Genomic DNA, 16,497 nt, shown 5'->3' with positions numbered 1-16,497 from the left:
CATGACCGAAGCCGCCACACAAACCGCCGCGCAGCCGCCCTTCAAGGTCGCGATCATCCCCGTCACGCCTTTGCAGCAGAACTGCACGCTGGTCTGGTGCACCAAGACCATGCGTGGTGCATTCATCGATGCCGGAGGCGATCTCGACAAACTGCGCAAGGCGATCGAGATGACCGGCGTCACAATCGAGAAGCTGCTCGTCACCCACGGCCATCTCGACCACTGCGGCAGCGTCGGAATTTTCGCGCGCGAACTCGGCGTGCCGATCGAAGGCCCGCAGGAAGCGGACCGCTTCTGGATCGCGCAACTCGATGAAGATTCGCAGCGCTGGGGCATTCCCGCCGAGGTGTTCGAGCCCACCCGCTGGCTCAACGATGGCGACAAGGTCACCGTAGGGGAAGTTGAGCTCGACGTGATTCACTGCCCCGGCCACACCCCCGGCCATGTCGTGTTCCATCACGCGCCGTCGCAGGTGGCAATCGTCGGCGACGTGCTGTTCCAGGGGTCGATTGGCCGCACCGATTTCCCAATGAGCAATCATCAGGACCTGATCGATTCAATCACGCAGAAGCTCTGGCCGCTCGGCAACGACGTGACCTTCGTTCCCGGCCACGGCCCCAACAGCACGTTCGGCCGTGAACGCCAGACCAATGCCTATGTCAGCGATTATGCCCTGAGCTGAGGAATATCCCCTCCCGCACGCAGGAGGGGCTGGGGGTGGGCATGTCGCTGCACCACCCCTGCAACTCTCACATGTCCAAGGCGATCGACACCGCCCAGACGCCAAGTCCAAGCTGGGTCAGCATGGTCGTGAGCGTGCCGACACCGCGCAGGAAGCCCAGCGGCCCGCCGTCCATGCCGATGCCGTGGCCGACGCGGCCCAGCAGATAGACCGCCGCCGCGCCCATCAGGTAAGGATTGCCGGTCCGCGCAAGCTCGACCGCCGCGATCAGCACGAGCACTATGGGCGTGTTCTCGACAAAATTCGCCTGCGCCCGCATCCGCGCGATCAGGTCCATGTCGCCGCCATCGCCGATGCTGATTTTCTTGGCGGCGCGAACCATGCCGCAACGGATCGAAAGCCAGATGTTGATCGCCGCCGCGGCCGCAGCCGCGCACAGCGTGATTGGCAGTATAAGCATGCTTTCAGGTACTCCCCTTGTGTTTGTCCGTCCTGGGATCTGGGGCCGAGGCTAGCGCGGGCGCGCTTGCAAAGCACCAGAAAATCCGTATAGGCGCGCCTTCGCCCAGTGATTGGCGAATCCCGTGTCTGTCTGGCGTCCTTCGCCGCGTACGGGTCCTGCCGCAAACAGGGCTTGTGCGATGGACCGGTTTTCCCTATCGCGCCCGCAACAAAACTACGCAATTCTAAGAACAGGTGCCGAGATGGCCGTCCCCAAAAGAAAGACTTCGCCCTCACGCCGTGGCATGCGCCGCAGTCATGACGCCCTCAGCGTCGAAGCGTTCCACGAATGCTCCAACTGCGGTGAACTCAAGCGCCCGCACAACCTGTGCAACGCTTGCGGTCACTACAACGGTCGCGAAGTCATCGCCGTCGGGCTCTAAGCCTTAAAACGGGGGGACTGAGGACATGAGCCTGCCGCGTATCGCCGTCGATGCGATGGGCGGTGATGAGGGCGTGCGCGTGATGGTCGAAGGCGCGGCGCTTGCCCGTCGTCGCCATGACCGTTTCAAGTTCCTCCTCGTTGGTGACGAGGGCCGCATCAAGCAGGCCCTCGAAAACCACCCCAATCTTCGCGAGGCTTCGGAAATCCTTCACGCGCCCGACGTTGTGTCGGGTGACGAGAAGCCGACCCAGGCCCTCCGCCGCGCCAAGACCACGTCGATGGGTCTGGCGATCAACGCGGTGAAGCAGGGTCATGCCGGCGCTGCTGTCAGCGCGGGCAACACCGGCGCGCTCATGGCCATGGCCAAGCTCGCCTTGCGCACCATGCCCGGCATCGATCGCCCCGCGCTTTCGGCCCTGCTGCCGACGCTTGGCGAGCACGACCTGATCATGCTCGATCTCGGTGCCAACACCGATTGCGATGCCCGCAACCTCGTGCAGTTTGCGATCATGGGCGCGGCTTATGCCCGCATCGTCAACGGCCTTGAATCCCCGCGCGTGCGCCTCCTCAACATCGGCACTGAAGAGACCAAGGGCACCGATTCCCTGCGCGATGCCGCCACCCAACTCAAGGCGCTGGGCGAAGACCTCGCGCTCAGCTTCGATGGATTTACCGAGGCCGACAAGCTTTCGCGCGGCGATTGCGATGTCGTCGTCACCGATGGCTTCTCCGGCAATATCGCATTGAAGTCGATGGAGGGCGCGGCCCGCTTCGTCGCCGATCTGCTCCGTCGCAGCTTCTCCTCGTCGCTGCGCTCGAAGTTCGGATTCCTGATCTCGCGCCCCGCCACCGAGCTGCTCAAGCACCATCTTGATCCCAACAACCATAACGGCGCGGTCTTCCTCGGCCTCAACGGCGTGGTTGTGAAAAGCCACGGCAGCGCATCTGCGCTCGGCGTCGCCAATGCCGTAGCCGTCACGGCCCGCCTGCTGGAGGAAAACCTGACCGAGCGTATCGAAGCCGACCTCGCGCGCCTTGGCGCCGAGACGATCAGGACTTCTGGCCGCACCTCCGGTCGCGGTGGCCGCAGCGCGGCCCCTGCCGCAACCGGTGAGGACGCGGCATGACCCTACGTTCGATCATCCGTGGCAGTGGCTCGGCCCTGCCAAAGCGCTGCGTCACCAACGCCGAAATGGCGACGATGGTCGATACGACCGACGAATGGATCGTCGAGCGCACCGGCATCCGCCAACGCTATATTGCCGGGGAAGGGGAGACCACGTCTACCCTCGCCACTGCGGCTGCCCGTCGTGCGCTCGAAGCGGCTGGCGTGGATGCTGCGAAGGTCGATCTGATCGTCCTTGCCACGGCAACGCCCGACCAGACCTTTCCGGCCACCGCCACCATTGTCCAGCACAACTTGGGCTGCAACGGTGGCATCGCGTTCGATGTCGCGGCGGTTTGCTCGGGCTTCCTTTACGCCATGGCCACTGCGGATTCGATGATCCGTACCGGGATGGCCAAGTGCGCGCTGGTGATCGGCGCCGAGACTTTCAGCAAGATTCTCGATTGGGAAGATCGCACCACCTGTGTGCTGTTCGGCGATGGCGCAGGCGCCATCGTGCTCGAAGCGCAGGACGTTGACGAAGCCGATCCCAAGGCGCCTGGCGTACTGGCTTCACGCCTCCATGCCGATGGTGCGCACAACGAGCTGCTCTATGTCGATGGCGGTCCGTCCACCACCGGCACGGTCGGCAAGGTCCGCATGAAAGGCCGCGAGGTGTTTCGCCACGCGGTCACCAATCTCGCCAATGTCCTGCGCGAAGTGCTTGAAACCACGGGCCACGCTGCGGAAGAGATTGACTGGGTCGTGCCGCACCAGGCCAACTTTCGCATCCTCGATGCCACCGCGCGCAAGCTTGACCTTCCCGCCGAAAAGGTGGTCGTCACAGTCGATCAGCACGCCAATACCAGTGCGGCCTCGGTTCCGCTCGCGTTCGATGTCGCGATGCGCGATGGCCGCATCAAGCAGGGCGATCTGGTGATGTTCGAAGCCATGGGCGGGGGCTTCACCTGGGGCGCCAGCCTCGCTCGGATCTGACCGGCACGGCCCGTCCCGCGCTGGCGCAGTCTTATCGTTAGCAAGCAATGGATTGCATTGCGTTCCGCAGAATCAGCGTTATTGTCGCTCGCCTTGGCGTCTTCTGACTTCTGGGGGAATAAAGGATGCGTTCTGTAGGTACACTGACCCGGGCCGACCTGGCCGAGAGCATCAACCGTCGCGTTGGGCTGTCGCGCGCGGATTCGCTCGAAATGGTTGAATCCATCCTGCAGCACATGTGCAATGCACTGGCTGAGGGTGAAAACGTGAAGATTTCGGGCTTCGGCACCTTCCTGCTGCGCGACAAGGCGGAGCGGATCGGCCGCAATCCCAAGACCGGCATCGAAGTGCCGATCACGCCGCGCCGCGTCCTCAGCTTCCGCGCCAGCCAGATGCTGAAGGACCGCATCGGCCAGGGCTGATCGCCAGCGGATGAGCGTCCCCGAACTTCCCGATGCCGGACCTGGCCCGGACGACGGTAAAGACCCGGCAGCTTTCCGCACCATCGGCGAAGTGGCCAAGGCGCTCGGCATCCGTCAGCACGTCCTGCGCTATTGGGAAGAGCAGTTTCCCATGCTCCGCCCGCTCACCCGAGCGGGCGGCCGCCGCTACTACCGCCCCGAAGACGTCGCCCTCATCACCGAGATCCACCGCCTCCTCCACAAGGAAGGCTTCACGATCAAGGGCGCAAGGCAAGCACTGCGGGGGAAGAAGGGCGCGGCTGCACCTGCAGCACCAGCGCCAGAACTGGCACCAACCACGACGGACAACCAATCCGCCGCCCCACTCCTGACCTACCTCCAATCCATCCGCGACCGGCTGGCCGCGGCATTGGAAGAGTAGGCTGCCCGCTTATACCGTTAGCGTTTGAACTGCTGCCTGAAGTGGATGCTTGGCCTCTTCGGAATGGCCGTTATTGATCGAGAGGCAGACCATCGCGAGCAGCAATGGGGGATTCAAATCGGAGTCCTGCTCTTTGAGGTTGGATCGCCAGTTTTCTCCCAAAAAATATCCTTGGCACCTTTCGCGATAAGCCAATCGTCCAGCAGCCATCCCAGCCCTTGGACCGCCGAAGTAGGCCCTAGGCTTGCGACGAAACGTCCCTGACCCGCATCGGCAAAATGCACGCGATGAAAGCGGTTCTTAAACCAAGACACCCAGACTGAGTGCTTACCGAACAAGGCGGGCAAGACGATTTTGCCTTTTCCTCTCAGATCTGCTCGGAACTCATGGGCAAACCACACGGGCGTCATATGGCTCCGAACTTCCGGCATTTCGAAACTCACGGTATCGCGCGCAAGCAAAGGTGTGTTCAGTGACTCGCCGTAGTCGGCCTGATCTTTCATTCCGGCTCTTGCCAGCCTTTCAAGCATCAAAGGATCACGACCACGATATCGAACACAATCCACTTCGCTAGCCCACATCGCGCGTATCGTCCTGTCGACCTCTTTGGGCGAGCAGGGCTGCCGGATCACAAAGCAGTAATCTTTACCTGTCTGGAATATCTCGGGCGCCACATCCTCTGGCACACCGCACAGGAGGCAGCAGTTGGCTTCAACGTAAAAGTCCCCGTCTTCCGCCATAGTCCTGTTCGTAGATAAGTATGTCTCTGCCATCCGCTAACGATAGCTGTTTGGATGGCGCGCTTCCACAAAAAGGCGCAGTCTTATTGCTGTGCAGTGGCCCCAACTAGCGTTTGAGTGGCGGAGTTCTCTTTGGCGAAAATTTGTCGACTAGCAACGTTGTCAGACATCGACTGGTTGCCCACTCACCAAACTCAATCCACCAACACCGGCCCCAACGTCGGATCCAGATCGCGCGGTCGCTTGATCTCCACCAACCGCGCGCAACCCTCGGTCACGTCAGCCCAGTCGTCCACATCAAGCTCCATCACCGCGAAGGTCGCGGTCGGGAACTTCTCTTCCACCACTTCGCGCAAAGGGCTTGAACCGTCGTCGGGTACGAGGTCGAAGATCAGGTCTTCCAGCCCCGGATTGTGCCCGATCATCAGCACGCTCTTGGGATCGCCGGACAGTTCCTTCAGCAGGTCGATCAGCGTAGCCGAGCTGGCAAGGTAGATGCGCCGGTCCCATTCAATCTTGAACGTACACTTCCACGCCTTGCTGCATTCCTCGACCGTCTCGGCCGCGCGCACGGCGGGGCTGGCGATCATGCGGTCGAAGGTGCGGCCGGTATCGCGGATATACTCGCCCATCGCCCGCGCACCGCGCTTGCCCCGCTCGTTGAGGGGGCGGTCGAAGTCCCGCGCGCGCGCATCGCTCCAGTCCGATTTGGCATGGCGGAAAAGGGCCAGTGTCTTCACGAAATCCCCTCGCGCGGCGTCTGTGCACTCTCCCGCCCAGAAACACTGGCACCGACGCTTTGTAAAGCCACATCGAGCGTCACCCGGCGGATCGGCGTGCCTGCCGGAAAGGCCGAGAGCAGCCGCGAGGGGAAGGCCGAGGACAGCACCACGAAGTGCCCCTTGTCCCCGGCGGAACGGATCAGCCGCCCAAACGCCTGCGCCAGCCGCGCCCGGATGATGCGGTCGTCATGCGCCTGTCCGCCCCCCGCCAGCCGCCGCGCGCGGTGCAGGATCGAAGGCTTGGGCCAGGGCACCTGCTCCATCACCACCAACCGCAGCGAATCCCCTGGCACGTCCACCCCGTCACGCAGGGCATCGGTGCCGAGCAGCGAGGCGCGAGGATCGTCGCGGAAGATGTCGACCAGCGTGCCGGTGTCGATCGGATCGACATGCTGCGCGAACAGCGGCAAGCCACCGCGCGCCAGCCGGTCGGCAATCCGCCCATAGACCGCGCGCAGCCGCCGGATCGCGGTGAACAGCCCCAGCGCCCCGCCGCCAGAAGCCTCGATCAGCCGCCCATAAGCCGCCGCCAGCGCCGGAATGTCGCCCTTGGGCACGTCGGTCACGATCAGCACTTCGGCCTGGGACGCGTAGTCGAACGGGCTGTCTGCCGTGAACAGGCGCGGGGCGATGTCGAGATGCGGCGCCCCGCTGCGCTCCACCGCGCTCGACCAGTCATCGCCATCGCGCAGCGTCGCCGAAGTCATCATCACCCCGTGCGAGGGCGCCAGCACGGCATTGGCAAAGGGCTTCATCGGATCGAGGTAATGCCGGTGCAGCCCCACGTCCCATTCGCGCCCGTCCGACCGCTCGACCGCGATCCAGTCGACAAAATCGGGATCGCCCGGACCGCCGAGCCGCGCCAGCAGCGCAATCCATTCCGCGATCAGGTCGCTACGCCAGCCAATCGCACTGCGCGCCCCCTCGATCCGCGCCCGCGCCGGCCCGTCGAGCCAGTCCGGCCCATCCTCGACAATCGCCTCGAGCCGCAAGCCCAAGCGCACCAGCGGCTTGCGCAGGGCCTCCAAAGCCTCCTGCGCTTGACCGGCCACCTCGATGAACCCGCCATCCAGCTGCGCGATTTCGGTCTCGAGCCCATAGCCCGCTTCCTGCCCGCCGCTCTCGTCGCGCGCATAGGCCAGCGCCCGCGCCGCGCTCAGCAGTTCCTCCAGCGGTCCCGAAGGCGTGCCTTCCACCACCCGCGCCAGCCAGCCTTCGGAGGGCAGGGCCTCAGCCGCCTCGCGCGCCTGCGCAATCGCGCGCTCGCCTTCCTCGTCGTAGCTCGCCACATCGGCCAGACGCGCTGAAAGCCCGCGCCGCCGCCCGCGCGATTTGCCCTCCGGCCCGATCACCCAGCGCCGCAGCTCGATCGTCTCCGCGCCGGTCAGCGCCGCCGAGAAGGTCGAATCCGCTGCCTCGAATACATGATGCCCTTCGTCGAACACGATCCGCGTCGGCCGCTGCGCCGCATCGCGCCCGCGCGCCGCGTTGACCATCACCAGCGCATGATTGGCAATCACCAGTTCCGCATCGGCAGAGGCCCGGGCCGCGCGCTCGATGAAGCACTTCCGGTAATGCGGGCACCCGGCATAGACGCATTCGCCGCGCTGGTCGGTCAGCGCCGCGATGCCGCGCTTGCGGAACAGCGTGCCCAGCCAGCCCGGCAGGTCGCCGCCGATCATGTCGCCATCCTGCGAATAGGCCGCCCACCGTGCCACCAGTTGCGCCAGGATCGCCGCCCGCCCGGCAAACCCGCCCTGCAGCGCGTCCTCCAGATTGAGCAGGCACAGGTAATTCTCGCGCCCCTTGCGCACCACCACCGGCGGCTTGCCGTTGCGCGTCGCAGGGAACGCCCGCCGGCTCTCGCGCCGCAGTTGCCGCTGCAGCGCCTTGGTATAGGTCGAAACCCACACCGTCCCGCCCGATTGCTCTGCCCACAGCGAGGACGGCGCGAGATAGCCGAAGGTCTTGCCCGTGCCAGTCCCCGCCTGCGCCAGCACGACATGCGGCTGGCTCTGGCCCTGCCGCGGCGCGAACATCCGCGAAGCCTCGCGCGCATAGTCCTGCTGCGTCGGTCGCGCCTCGGCCCCGGCGCCGGTCAGTTCGGCCAGCCGCGCTACCACCGCCGTCTCGCCCAGCACCACTTGCGCCGGCTGGGGCCGCTCGGCCGTTTCTTCCCACTCCGGCAGCTTGGCGAACAGCCACCGCTCCGCCCGGTCAGGCTTGCGAATGCGCGGGGTCAGCAAGGTCGCCCAAGGCCAGCGCATCCGCACCAGCGATTGCAGCGCCGTCCACGCGCCTTCGCGCTCGGCCCAGTCCGCACTCTCGCATGTGGCCAGCAAGGCCTCTGCCGCCTCCTGCAACAGCTGCGGCACCTTGTCGTCACCCGTCGGCTCGTCCAGCCCCAGCGCATGGGCGAGCCCCTTGGGCGTCGGCACCATGAAACGGGCGGGGTGGACGAAGGCGAACAGCTCCAGCAGATCCAGCCCGGACAGGTCCGGATAGCCCAGCCTGCTCGCCACCAGTGGTGCATTCAGCATCAGCAGCGGCGTATCGGCCGCCGCCACGATCGCCTCGCCTTTGCCAAGGCCGCGCGTGGCAAAGCCGTCGCGCAGCCAGCACCCGCCATGGCTTGCATGAATCGCTGGCAGATTGAGGGCAGGGCGCTCCGTCACCATTGTGCGTTAGAACAGGAATGGAACACCGGGCAAGCCTGCATGGCACCAAAAGCAAACCTTTCACCGTGATTTGCCACGACCCTTAATACCTGCGTCCGCCCGCCGTCCTTCTCCACAGCAACCAATACCGGCGTGTCCAATCAGATGCTCCGGCCCATAGTGGAGAATGGGAAATGGCAGTCATCAACACGAATATCAGCGCGGTCCGCGCGACCAATGCCTCGAACTCGGCCAACAAGATGCTTGGCACCGCGATGGAGCGTCTGTCGACCGGCAAGCGCATCAACGGAGCCAAGGACGATGCCGCAGGCCTCGCCATCAGCACGACCATGACCTCGCAGATCAAGGGCATGGGCCAGGGCGTGCGCAACTCGAACGACGGCATCAGCCTTGCCCAGACCGCAGACGGTGCGCTCAACGAGGTCACCGCGATGCTGCAGCGCATCCGCGAACTGGCCGTCCAGTCGGCCTCGGGCACCTATCAGGACGCCACTGACCGCGTCTACATGCAGAGCGAAGTCGATCAGCTGACCGCGCAGGTCGATCAGATCATCACCAACACCAATTTCAACGGCGTGCAGCTGTTTGATGGCAGCGTCACCTCGATCACGATCCAGGCTGGGTCCGATGCTTCGGACCAGGTCATCCTCGAGATCGCCGACCTCACCACGCTCGCTGCCTCGGGTGGTGCTGCCGGCTCCTACGACGTGTCGACGACCACCGCGGCCAACACCCTGCTCGGCACGCTGGACACGGAACTGGACTCGATCTCCGGCGCCCGTTCGCTGCTCGGTGCCGGTCAGAACCGTCTTGAATCGGTGATCAACAACCTCAACGACAACATCACCAACCTCTCGGATGCCCGCTCGCGCATTCTTGATACCGATTATTCGGCGGAAACCACCGCGATGGCCAAGGCCCAGATCCTTTCGCAGGCATCGACGGCCATGATTGCCCAGGCCAACCAGGCCCAGCAGAACGTGCTCTCGCTTCTGAAGTAAGCCTCCCTCAGAAGCCTCCACGGAAGGGCGGGATCGCGCATGCGCGGTCCCGCCCTTTCGTCGTCCGGTTATTCGCCGCCTTTTCACTTGCGCGCGCCGCCCCCACGCGCAAAAGGGCGGGCACCATGACAGACGCAATCAGCACCGCCGCCCAGACCTCCAAGGCTTGGCCCTTCGAGGAAGCCCGCAAGCTCATCAAGCGGTTCCCCGGCGGCAAACGCGATGCGAGCGGAGCGCTCGTGCCCGTCCTGTTCGAAACCGGCTATGGCCCCTCGGGCCTGCCGCACATCGGCACCTTCCAGGAAGTCCTGCGCACCACGCTGGTCCGCCGCGCCTATGAAGTGCTGACCGCCAATGAATCAGGGCAGGGCCATCCCACGCGCCTCGTCGCCTTCTCCGACGACATGGACGGCTTGCGCAAGGTCCCTGACAATGTGCCGAACAAGGCGCTGCTCGATGCCCACCTCGGCCATCCGCTCAGCCGCATCCCCGATCCGTTCGAGAAGTTCGAAAGCTTCGCCCATCACAACAACGCCATGCTGCGAGATTTTCTCGATCGCTTCGGCTTCGATTACGAGTTCGTCTCGGCCTCCGATCGCTACAATTCCGGCGCCTTCGACGAAGCATTGAAGGGCGTGCTGCGCAACTGGCAGGCGATCATGGACATCATGCTCCCCACCTTGCGCGAGGAACGCCGCAAGACCTACTCGCCGGTCCTGCCGGTTTCGCCGACCACCGGCGAAGTGCTGCAAGTGCCGGTCGAGGTGGTCGACGCCGAAGCCGGCATCGTTCGCTTCACCGACAGCAACGGCGAGACCATCGAGCACACAGTCCTCGGCGGCTGGTCCAAGCTGCAGTGGAAGGTCGATTGGGCCATGCGCTGGGTCGCACTGGGCGTCGATTACGAGATGTGCGGCAAGGACCTTACCGACAGCGTCACGCAGTCCGGCAAGATCGCGCGCGTGCTCGGCGGCCAGCGCCCCGAAGGCCTGATCTACGAACTCTTCCTTGATGAGAAGGGCGAGAAGATCTCGAAGTCCAAGGGTAACGGCCTGACCATCGAGCAGTGGCTCGAATACGGCAGCGAGGAAAGCCTCGGTTTCTACCTTTTCCGCGAACCCAAGAGCGCCAAGTCCCTCCACGTCGGCATCATCCCCCGCGCGGTCGACGAATACTGGCAGTTCCGCGAGAAGATCCCGACCCAGCCGATCGAACAGCAGCTGGGCAACCCGGTGTGGCACCTGCTGCGCACCAATGGTCCGGCGCAGGGTGAGGGCGACAAGCTCCCGGTCACCTACGGCCTGCTGCTCAATCTCGTCGGCGTGCTTGGCGCGCAGGCAACGCGCGATCAGGTCTGGTCCTATCTCGGCAACTATGTCGAGAACGCCGATCCTGCAGCGCACCCCGCGCTCGATGGCCTCGTCACCCGCGCACTGGCCTACAACCGCGATTTCATCGCCCCTACGCTGCAACGCCGCAAGCCCGAGGAGAACGAGGCCAGGGCGCTCGCCGCGCTCGACGAGGAACTCGCCGGCACGTCGGACGATGCCACCGCAGAGGAACTGCAGAACATCGTCTACGAGATCGGCAAGGACCCGCACTACGGCTTCGAGCAACTCCGCGACTGGTTCAAGTGCCTCTATGAAACCCTGCTCGGCTCCAGCGCGGGCCCTCGCATGGGCAGCTTCATCGCACTCTATGGTGTCGGCAATACCCGCAAGCTGATCGCCGAAGCGCTGGGCGATTGATCTAGGGTCCTGACCCTAACGGGCAGCGCGGGTGCGAGCGATCCACCCGCGCACCTTGCCTTCCAGCACCTTCATCGGCAGCGCTCCCGATCCCAGCACCTGATCGTGGAATGCGCGAATGTCGAATTTGCGGCCAAGCGCGTTTTCGGCCTCCTTGCGCAGCCGCTGGATCGTAAGCGCTCCGATCTTGTACGATAGCGCTTGCCCCGGAATTGCTATGTAGCGGTCCACTTCCGCCTCGGCGTCGCTGCGGCCCATGCCCGAATTGGTCAGCATGTAATCCACCGCCTGATCGCGGGTCCACCCTTTCGCGTGCAGCCCGGTATCCACTACCAGCCGCATCGCACGCAGCATCTCGTCGTCCAGCGTGCCCCAATGCTGCATCGGGTCCTTGTAGAGGCCCATCTCGAACCCCAGCGTCTCGGCGTAGAGCGCCCAGCCTTCGATGTAGGCGTTGTTGCCGCCAAAGCGCTGGAAATCCGGCAGGGCTGTGTTCTCCTGCGCAAGGCTGATCTGGAAATGATGGCCCGGCGCGCCCTCGTGCAGGTAAAGCGTGGTCACGCCCGTCAGGTAGCGGCTCTTGAGGTCGTATGTGTTGAAGAAGAACGTTCCGGGCTGCACGCCATCGGGCGTCCCTTGCGCATAGCTGCCGCCGGCTTCGAACTTTGCGCGATAGGCAGGGTAGGGCTGGATCTGCAGAGGCGTGCGGGGCAGATGCAGGAAGTAGTGCGGCGCCAGCGCGTCAACCTTGCGGCCGACAGCGCGAAATCCATCCGCTAGCTGTTGCTCGGTCTTGGGGTGATAGCGCGGATTGGTCCGCAGATCGTCGAAAAACCCACGCAAGGGCCCGGTATAGCCCAGCTCCGTCTTGACCTGCTCCATCTCGGTCTGGATCCGCGACACTTCGCCCAGACCCATGGCGTGTACGGTCTCGGGATCAAGATCGAGCGTGGTATAGGCCCGGATCAGCTCGCGGTAGAGCGGGCCGCCTCCGCGCAAGGCCGAAAGGCCCACCTGCTCACGCGCTGCAGAGCGGTAATCGTCTGCCAGAAACCGGCGGAGCTTGCGGTAGGCCGGATAGATGTCGCGCCGGGTGACGGCGTACAGATCCTTGCGCAGTCGCAGCTTTTCCGCGTTCGAAAAGCTGCTCGGAAAGCTCCGCGCTGGACTGGTGAAGGGCGATCGCTCGACCGGCTGGGCCAGCAGCGCATCGATCTGCGCGATCATGTTGTCCACCGTCAGCCGGGGTTCAGTCACGCCGCTTGCCATTCCCTCGCGGAAACGCGCAGTAGCCTGATCGAAGACGCGCCCGAGCACGCGGTGCCGTGCGATCAGCAACTCGTAATCGCTTGTGGTCTCCAGGGCGATACCGCTGCCCGGCGATGAAAGTTCGGGGTAGGAAACGTGGAAACCGCCGAAGTGATTGAACGGGCGGACCTCGGTCAACGCCAGGAGGTCGGGTTGCAGCAGTGCGGCGTCGGCGCTTTTTGCATCGATCAGCACTTCGCGCGAAAGGCGGTGCGGCTCGTCCAGTTTGCCGGGGGTGATTTGCCGCAACCGTGCCAGCACTTGCGCATTTGCCTCGCGCCGCGCCCTTGCCAGTTCGGGCGAGAACAGCTGGAGGAAAGCCTCGACCGAAACGCGCTGGCCTTGCTGCAGGGCGCCAACCGGGTCGAGCGCGAAACCTTGCCGCATTTCATCGGCAAAGATCCGCTCCAGCTGGGCGTTTTCGGAAAGACCGCTTTGCGCCTGCGGGCCATTGTCGATCTGCGCCGCGACAACGGAAGGGGCTGCTGTCTCAGCTGCAGCATGGCTCATGCCCGGCTGCAGCAAAGCCAGAGCGATCAGGCCGTGCCAGGCCCCCCGTTTCAATGCCATGGGCGCGACCTGTACCACTTCGTCAGGACATACTTCTTTCCGCGCACGACCGGGGTTCCGGCGTGCAGGGCATCGGGATTTGGTGTGCCATCGGGCTTCATGTTGTTCCAGAGCAACAGCGCACCCGGTTGCGGCGGGATGGAAAGGTTGACGCGGGTGAAGTCGGTCGTCCCGCCTTCCTCCACGGCGTTGAGATACGCCATGGCCGTCCAACTACGCTGGCCGCCGCGTTTCTGTTCCGTATCCCAGAAATGCTGCGAAGGCAGAAAGTGGTCATAATGGCCACGGAACTCCTGTCCCGGTTCATACCGCTGCCCCTGGATCGTCTCGCCGAACGCCGGATCGATGCCGGTCAGGTCGTCGATGCGACGCTGCAGCATCAGGATGAAAGGGTCAAAGGGATCCACGTCCCCGGTATAGCTGGTTCGGCCGGTCGCGTCCGTGCCTTTGTAGGTGGGGGAAGGGCGCGCCACCTTGTCGACCATGGCGATCAGCCTTTCGCACTCGGCGGCTGAAAGGAAATCGGCCACACCAAAGATCTCGAGCCCATCCACCGGGATACGATAGGCGCCAGAGTCGTTTGCGAGACGCTTGCGGACTGTCTCCCCGATCGAACGCAGCGCCGAGGTCTCTGCATATGACTGACTCTTCTTTGAAAACAATCCCATGTTGCACGATCTCATGTTCGAATCGGCTCGTCACCGCCACCCAGTTCAATTGATCCGAACCGGACTAATACTATGGATTTGGCGAAGCTTTCTGCAGTCCTTTGCGTTAACCAAACTTCCTTATGAGGTCATCTCGGGTCACCAATAGATCATGAATGCTGTCAGACCTTCAAGGGTCGGGATCTGCACAGTCGCAATGCCATTTGTCGGCTTCGGGTGCCAGCATGCTTCTCGTGATTTCTTGTCACTCGCATGGAGCATTGCTTGGACGCTTACGTAGATCCCAACGCCGAAACCCTTCGGCTCGCCAAAGCGCTCTACAACCTGCGGCGCAAGCGCGACGAGGCGAGCGGACGGCCCGGCCTGTTCGCAGAACCCGGCTGGGACATCCTCCTCGACCTGTTCATCGCCGATTGCCGCCGCACCGATATCCAGGTGTCGAGCGTGTGCCTCGATGCAGGCATCCCGTCGACCACGATCCTGCGCTGGATCGCCCGTCTCGAGGATGAAGGACTGATCTTCCGCGAACCCGATACGACCGACGCGCGCCGCCGCTACGTGCGGCTGACCGGGCAGGGTCGGGAAATGATGCTCAACGTGCTGCGCACACTGGCAGAGCACAGCCAGGCCTGACCGGCCAAGAAAAAGGCCCCGCACCGCGTGGTGCAGGGGCCCGATGGGTTGGACGCCTTACCAGAAGAAATCGTGGATCACGTCCACCACTTCACCGGAATAGACGTCGACCAGCAGCACATCGTCCCAATAGCGCACCCAGCGATACGGCCCGTATGCAGGCGGCAGGCGGTAAGCCCAGGGATCGTTGATCCAGTAGTTCTGGCCATAGAAGCCAGAGTTCAGGAAAATGCCGATCGACAGGCGGCTGTAATTGTACCCGCGATAGGGCGAGTAGTACCGTGGCATCCGATAGATCCCGCGGTTCACGCTGCGGTAGTGGTTCCAGTTATAACGGTTGTCCCGCCGCCAGTCGTTGCTCCAGCGGCGATAGTCCCCGCGATAGCTGTTGCGCCAGTTGTCGCCGCGGCGATCGTCGCGCCGCCAGTTGTCGCGGTTCCAGTCACGACCGTCGCGGTTCCAGTCACGACCGTCGCGGTTCCAGTCACGACCGTCGCGGTTCCAGGTCCGGCCCTCGCGATCGCGGCTCCAGTTGCGCCCGTCCCGATCCCGGTTCCAGTCACGTCCGTCCCGATCCCGATCGCGGTTCCAATCCCGCCCGGCGTTCTGGTTGCCGGGGTTGGTTCCGTTCCACTGCCTGCCGTCCCAGCCGCGCTCGGGCACGGCGGGCCGGCCGGCGTTTTGTGCCGGTGCCGGACGGTTCACGGTGCCCGATTGCCAGTCGCGGCCCTGCGAGCGGCCCCAGTCCCGCTGCGAACCCTCGGTCCGCCCACGCCATGCCGGACGTGACTGATCTGGCCGTGCCTGCTCCGGCCGCGCCTGGGCCTGCGGATTGCTGCCGCCCCAGGCCGGCCGCTGCACTTGTGGAGTCTGCGGCCGCTGGACCTGCTGGTTGCGGAAATCGCCGCCACCGCGCCAGTTGCCACCACCACGGTTCTCGCCGCCGCCACGGCTTTCGCCACCGCGCTGCCAACCGCCGCCACGCTCTTCGCGCTGCGGCTGCTGGGCAAACGCCGTCGAGGGAATTGCTGTTGCGGTCATGGCCACAGCCAGTGCGTAAAGTGCACTGCTTCTGAAGATTGACTTGCCGGACATCGTGACCGACCCTTTCCCGATATGAAGAGCCGCGACACCCTTCGCAGCTTTAATACGATGGTAATAAACGATTCGCGCTGTCCGATATCTGAACCGGCTTGGTAGCCTTTCGTTCAGGTTCGCATGGGGAAAGATGAATGAAGTTGACGCTCGATAGCGTTCTTGCCGATGCCACCGATCGCCTCGCCAAGGCGGTGAAGCAGCGCCGCAGCGCGATGCATACGCCCGTCGTCGGCACCTCTGACGGCGATCTCAGGATCATGGTCCTGCGCGAGGCTACACCCGACCTGACCCTGCGTTTCCACACCGACCTGCGCAGTCCCAAGTGCGCCCTCATTGCAACTGGTGCCCCGGTCAGCATTCTTGCCTACGATCCAGAAACCCGCATCCAGCTCCGCATGCGCGGGGAAGGGCGCATTGAACATCACGGCGCCACCGCCGATGCCGCGTGGGAGCGCGCCACCGCCTCCAGCCGCCGCTGCTACCTCGCCGGCACCGGCCCCAGCGCTGAGGTGGAATCCGCCGGCCCGACCATTCCCGAACACCTCCGCCACCGCTCGCCGAGCATCGAGGAAACCTTGCCAGGCCGCGCCAACTTCGCCGTCTTGCTGGTCGAGGTGCGCTGCCTCGACTGGCTGCAACTCACCCACGAAGGTGGCACCCGCGCCCGCTTCACCCGCGCAGATGCAGCCTCGCCGTGGGAGGCGACTTGGCTCGCCCCCTGAAAGCGCAAGATCGGGAACGACAAGACCCGGCCAATGG

General features: G+C 64.2%; 17 protein-coding genes. 10 read left to right on the top strand and 7 right to left on the bottom strand.

Annotated features, from left to right (window positions below):
- Position 1 precedes the first annotated feature (1 nt).
- Complete coding sequence (locus C7W88_RS14840; RefSeq protein WP_118074129.1) at positions 2-682, top strand: MBL fold metallo-hydrolase; 681 nt, start codon at positions 2-4, stop codon at positions 680-682.
- A 67-nt stretch (positions 683-749) separates the two neighbouring features.
- On the opposite strand, the gene C7W88_RS14835 is transcribed toward C7W88_RS14840, so the two are convergent.
- Positions 750-1,142, bottom strand: coding sequence for an MAPEG family protein (locus tag C7W88_RS14835; RefSeq protein ID WP_118074128.1), 393 nt, complete (start codon positions 1,140-1,142; stop codon positions 750-752).
- Between the two features lie 244 nt (positions 1,143-1,386).
- Between C7W88_RS14835 and rpmF the strand changes: the two genes are divergently transcribed.
- From rpmF to C7W88_RS14810, 5 genes are all read left to right on the top strand, one after another.
- A complete protein-coding gene (rpmF, locus tag C7W88_RS14830; protein ID WP_039331452.1) occupies positions 1,387-1,566 on the top strand; it encodes a 50S ribosomal protein L32 in 180 nt (59 codons plus the stop codon).
- Between the two features lie 25 nt (positions 1,567-1,591).
- On the top strand, positions 1,592-2,695 hold the full coding sequence (plsX, locus tag C7W88_RS14825) for a phosphate acyltransferase PlsX (RefSeq protein WP_118074127.1): 1,104 nt from the start codon (positions 1,592-1,594) through the stop codon (positions 2,693-2,695).
- Positions 2,692-3,669, top strand: a complete 978-nt coding sequence (locus tag C7W88_RS14820; RefSeq protein ID WP_118074126.1) for a beta-ketoacyl-ACP synthase III — start codon at positions 2,692-2,694, stop codon at positions 3,667-3,669. The genes plsX and C7W88_RS14820 overlap by 4 nt, the downstream gene beginning before the upstream one ends.
- A 125-nt stretch (positions 3,670-3,794) precedes the next feature.
- Positions 3,795-4,091 (top strand): integration host factor subunit alpha, encoded by a 297-nt coding sequence (locus tag C7W88_RS14815; RefSeq protein WP_174544584.1) that lies wholly within the window; start codon positions 3,795-3,797, stop codon positions 4,089-4,091.
- A 10-nt stretch (positions 4,092-4,101) separates the two neighbouring features.
- The gene (locus C7W88_RS14810) at positions 4,102-4,512 is read left to right on the top strand and encodes a MerR family transcriptional regulator (protein WP_118074125.1); all 411 of its coding nucleotides are present in this window, start codon (positions 4,102-4,104) and stop codon (positions 4,510-4,512) included.
- A gap of 113 nt (positions 4,513-4,625) precedes the next feature.
- On the opposite strand, the gene C7W88_RS14805 is transcribed toward C7W88_RS14810, so the two are convergent.
- The 3 genes from C7W88_RS14805 to C7W88_RS14795 all read right to left on the bottom strand — a co-directional run bounded on the left by C7W88_RS14805 (position 4,626) and on the right by C7W88_RS14795 (position 8,712).
- The gene (locus tag C7W88_RS14805) at positions 4,626-5,252 is read right to left on the bottom strand and encodes a ferredoxin (RefSeq protein ID WP_162896074.1); all 627 of its coding nucleotides are present in this window, start codon (positions 5,250-5,252) and stop codon (positions 4,626-4,628) included.
- Between the two features lie 194 nt (positions 5,253-5,446).
- Positions 5,447-5,992 carry a histidine phosphatase family protein gene (locus C7W88_RS14800; protein WP_118074123.1) on the bottom strand — a complete coding sequence of 182 codons (546 nt, stop codon included), beginning with the start codon at positions 5,990-5,992 and terminating at the stop codon, positions 5,447-5,449.
- Positions 5,989-8,712 (bottom strand): ATP-dependent DNA helicase, encoded by a 2,724-nt coding sequence (locus C7W88_RS14795; protein WP_118074122.1) that lies wholly within the window; start codon positions 8,710-8,712, stop codon positions 5,989-5,991. Before C7W88_RS14795 ends, C7W88_RS14800 begins: the two co-directional genes overlap by 4 nt.
- A 173-nt stretch (positions 8,713-8,885) precedes the next feature.
- Between C7W88_RS14795 and C7W88_RS14790 the strand changes: the two genes are divergently transcribed.
- Complete coding sequence (locus tag C7W88_RS14790; protein ID WP_118074121.1) at positions 8,886-9,713, top strand: flagellin; 828 nt, start codon at positions 8,886-8,888, stop codon at positions 9,711-9,713.
- A 125-nt stretch (positions 9,714-9,838) separates the two neighbouring features.
- Positions 9,839-11,461: a lysine--tRNA ligase gene (locus tag C7W88_RS14785; RefSeq protein WP_118074120.1), complete on the top strand. Its 1,623-nt coding sequence runs from the start codon at positions 9,839-9,841 to the stop codon at positions 11,459-11,461.
- Between the two features lie 15 nt (positions 11,462-11,476).
- On the opposite strand, the gene C7W88_RS14780 is transcribed toward C7W88_RS14785, so the two are convergent.
- The gene (locus C7W88_RS14780; RefSeq protein WP_118074119.1) at positions 11,477-13,339 is read right to left on the bottom strand and encodes a DUF885 family protein; all 1,863 of its coding nucleotides are present in this window, start codon (positions 13,337-13,339) and stop codon (positions 11,477-11,479) included.
- Entirely contained in the window at positions 13,330-13,893 is a 564-nt protein-coding gene (locus tag C7W88_RS14775; protein ID WP_370073145.1) for a prolyl hydroxylase family protein, read from the bottom strand. The genes C7W88_RS14780 and C7W88_RS14775 overlap by 10 nt, the downstream gene beginning before the upstream one ends.
- Positions 13,894-14,271: 378 nt before the next feature.
- Between C7W88_RS14775 and C7W88_RS14770 the strand changes: the two genes are divergently transcribed.
- Positions 14,272-14,640: a MarR family transcriptional regulator gene (locus C7W88_RS14770; RefSeq protein WP_118074800.1), complete on the top strand. Its 369-nt coding sequence runs from the start codon at positions 14,272-14,274 to the stop codon at positions 14,638-14,640.
- Positions 14,641-14,697: 57 nt separating this feature from the next.
- On the opposite strand, the gene C7W88_RS14765 is transcribed toward C7W88_RS14770, so the two are convergent.
- Positions 14,698-15,681, bottom strand: a complete 984-nt coding sequence (locus tag C7W88_RS14765) for an RcnB family protein (protein WP_118074799.1) — start codon at positions 15,679-15,681, stop codon at positions 14,698-14,700.
- A gap of 191 nt (positions 15,682-15,872) precedes the next feature.
- On the opposite strand from C7W88_RS14765, the gene C7W88_RS14760 reads away from it, so the two are divergent.
- Positions 15,873-16,460 carry a flavin-binding protein gene (locus tag C7W88_RS14760; protein ID WP_118074117.1) on the top strand — a complete coding sequence of 196 codons (588 nt, stop codon included), beginning with the start codon at positions 15,873-15,875 and terminating at the stop codon, positions 16,458-16,460.
- Positions 16,461-16,497: the final 37 nt, after the last annotated feature.

Origin of the sequence: Novosphingobium sp. THN1, from assembly GCF_003454795.1 — a bacterium.
In the GTDB taxonomy this organism is placed as follows: Bacteria; Pseudomonadota; Alphaproteobacteria; order Sphingomonadales; family Sphingomonadaceae; genus Novosphingobium.
This window is presented reverse-complemented; position numbering and strand designations above follow the sequence as displayed.

What these genes read in the sequence shown, in the direction of transcription:
- C7W88_RS14840 (WP_118074129.1), top strand. Translation starts at nt 2, where the DNA reads ATGACCGAAGCCGCCACACAAACCGCCGCGCAGCCGCCCTTCAAGGTC.
- C7W88_RS14835 (WP_118074128.1), bottom strand. Translation starts at nt 1,142, where the DNA reads ATGCTTATACTGCCAATCACGCTGTGCGCGGCTGCGGCCGCGGCGGCG.
- rpmF (WP_039331452.1), top strand. Translation starts at nt 1,387, where the DNA reads ATGGCCGTCCCCAAAAGAAAGACTTCGCCCTCACGCCGTGGCATGCGC.
- plsX (WP_118074127.1), top strand. Translation starts at nt 1,592, where the DNA reads ATGAGCCTGCCGCGTATCGCCGTCGATGCGATGGGCGGTGATGAGGGC.
- C7W88_RS14820 (WP_118074126.1), top strand. Translation starts at nt 2,692, where the DNA reads ATGACCCTACGTTCGATCATCCGTGGCAGTGGCTCGGCCCTGCCAAAG.
- C7W88_RS14815 (WP_174544584.1), top strand. Translation starts at nt 3,795, where the DNA reads ATGCGTTCTGTAGGTACACTGACCCGGGCCGACCTGGCCGAGAGCATC.
- C7W88_RS14810 (WP_118074125.1), top strand. Translation starts at nt 4,102, where the DNA reads ATGAGCGTCCCCGAACTTCCCGATGCCGGACCTGGCCCGGACGACGGT.
- C7W88_RS14805 (WP_162896074.1), bottom strand. Translation starts at nt 5,252, where the DNA reads ATGGCGGAAGACGGGGACTTTTACGTTGAAGCCAACTGCTGCCTCCTG.
- C7W88_RS14795 (WP_118074122.1), bottom strand. Translation starts at nt 8,712, where the DNA reads ATGGTGACGGAGCGCCCTGCCCTCAATCTGCCAGCGATTCATGCAAGC.
- C7W88_RS14790 (WP_118074121.1), top strand. Translation starts at nt 8,886, where the DNA reads ATGGCAGTCATCAACACGAATATCAGCGCGGTCCGCGCGACCAATGCC.
- C7W88_RS14785 (WP_118074120.1), top strand. Translation starts at nt 9,839, where the DNA reads ATGACAGACGCAATCAGCACCGCCGCCCAGACCTCCAAGGCTTGGCCC.
- C7W88_RS14780 (WP_118074119.1), bottom strand. Translation starts at nt 13,339, where the DNA reads ATGGCATTGAAACGGGGGGCCTGGCACGGCCTGATCGCTCTGGCTTTG.
- C7W88_RS14765 (WP_118074799.1), bottom strand. Translation starts at nt 15,681, where the DNA reads ATGACCGCAACAGCAATTCCCTCGACGGCGTTTGCCCAGCAGCCGCAG.
- C7W88_RS14760 (WP_118074117.1), top strand. Translation starts at nt 15,873, where the DNA reads ATGAAGTTGACGCTCGATAGCGTTCTTGCCGATGCCACCGATCGCCTC.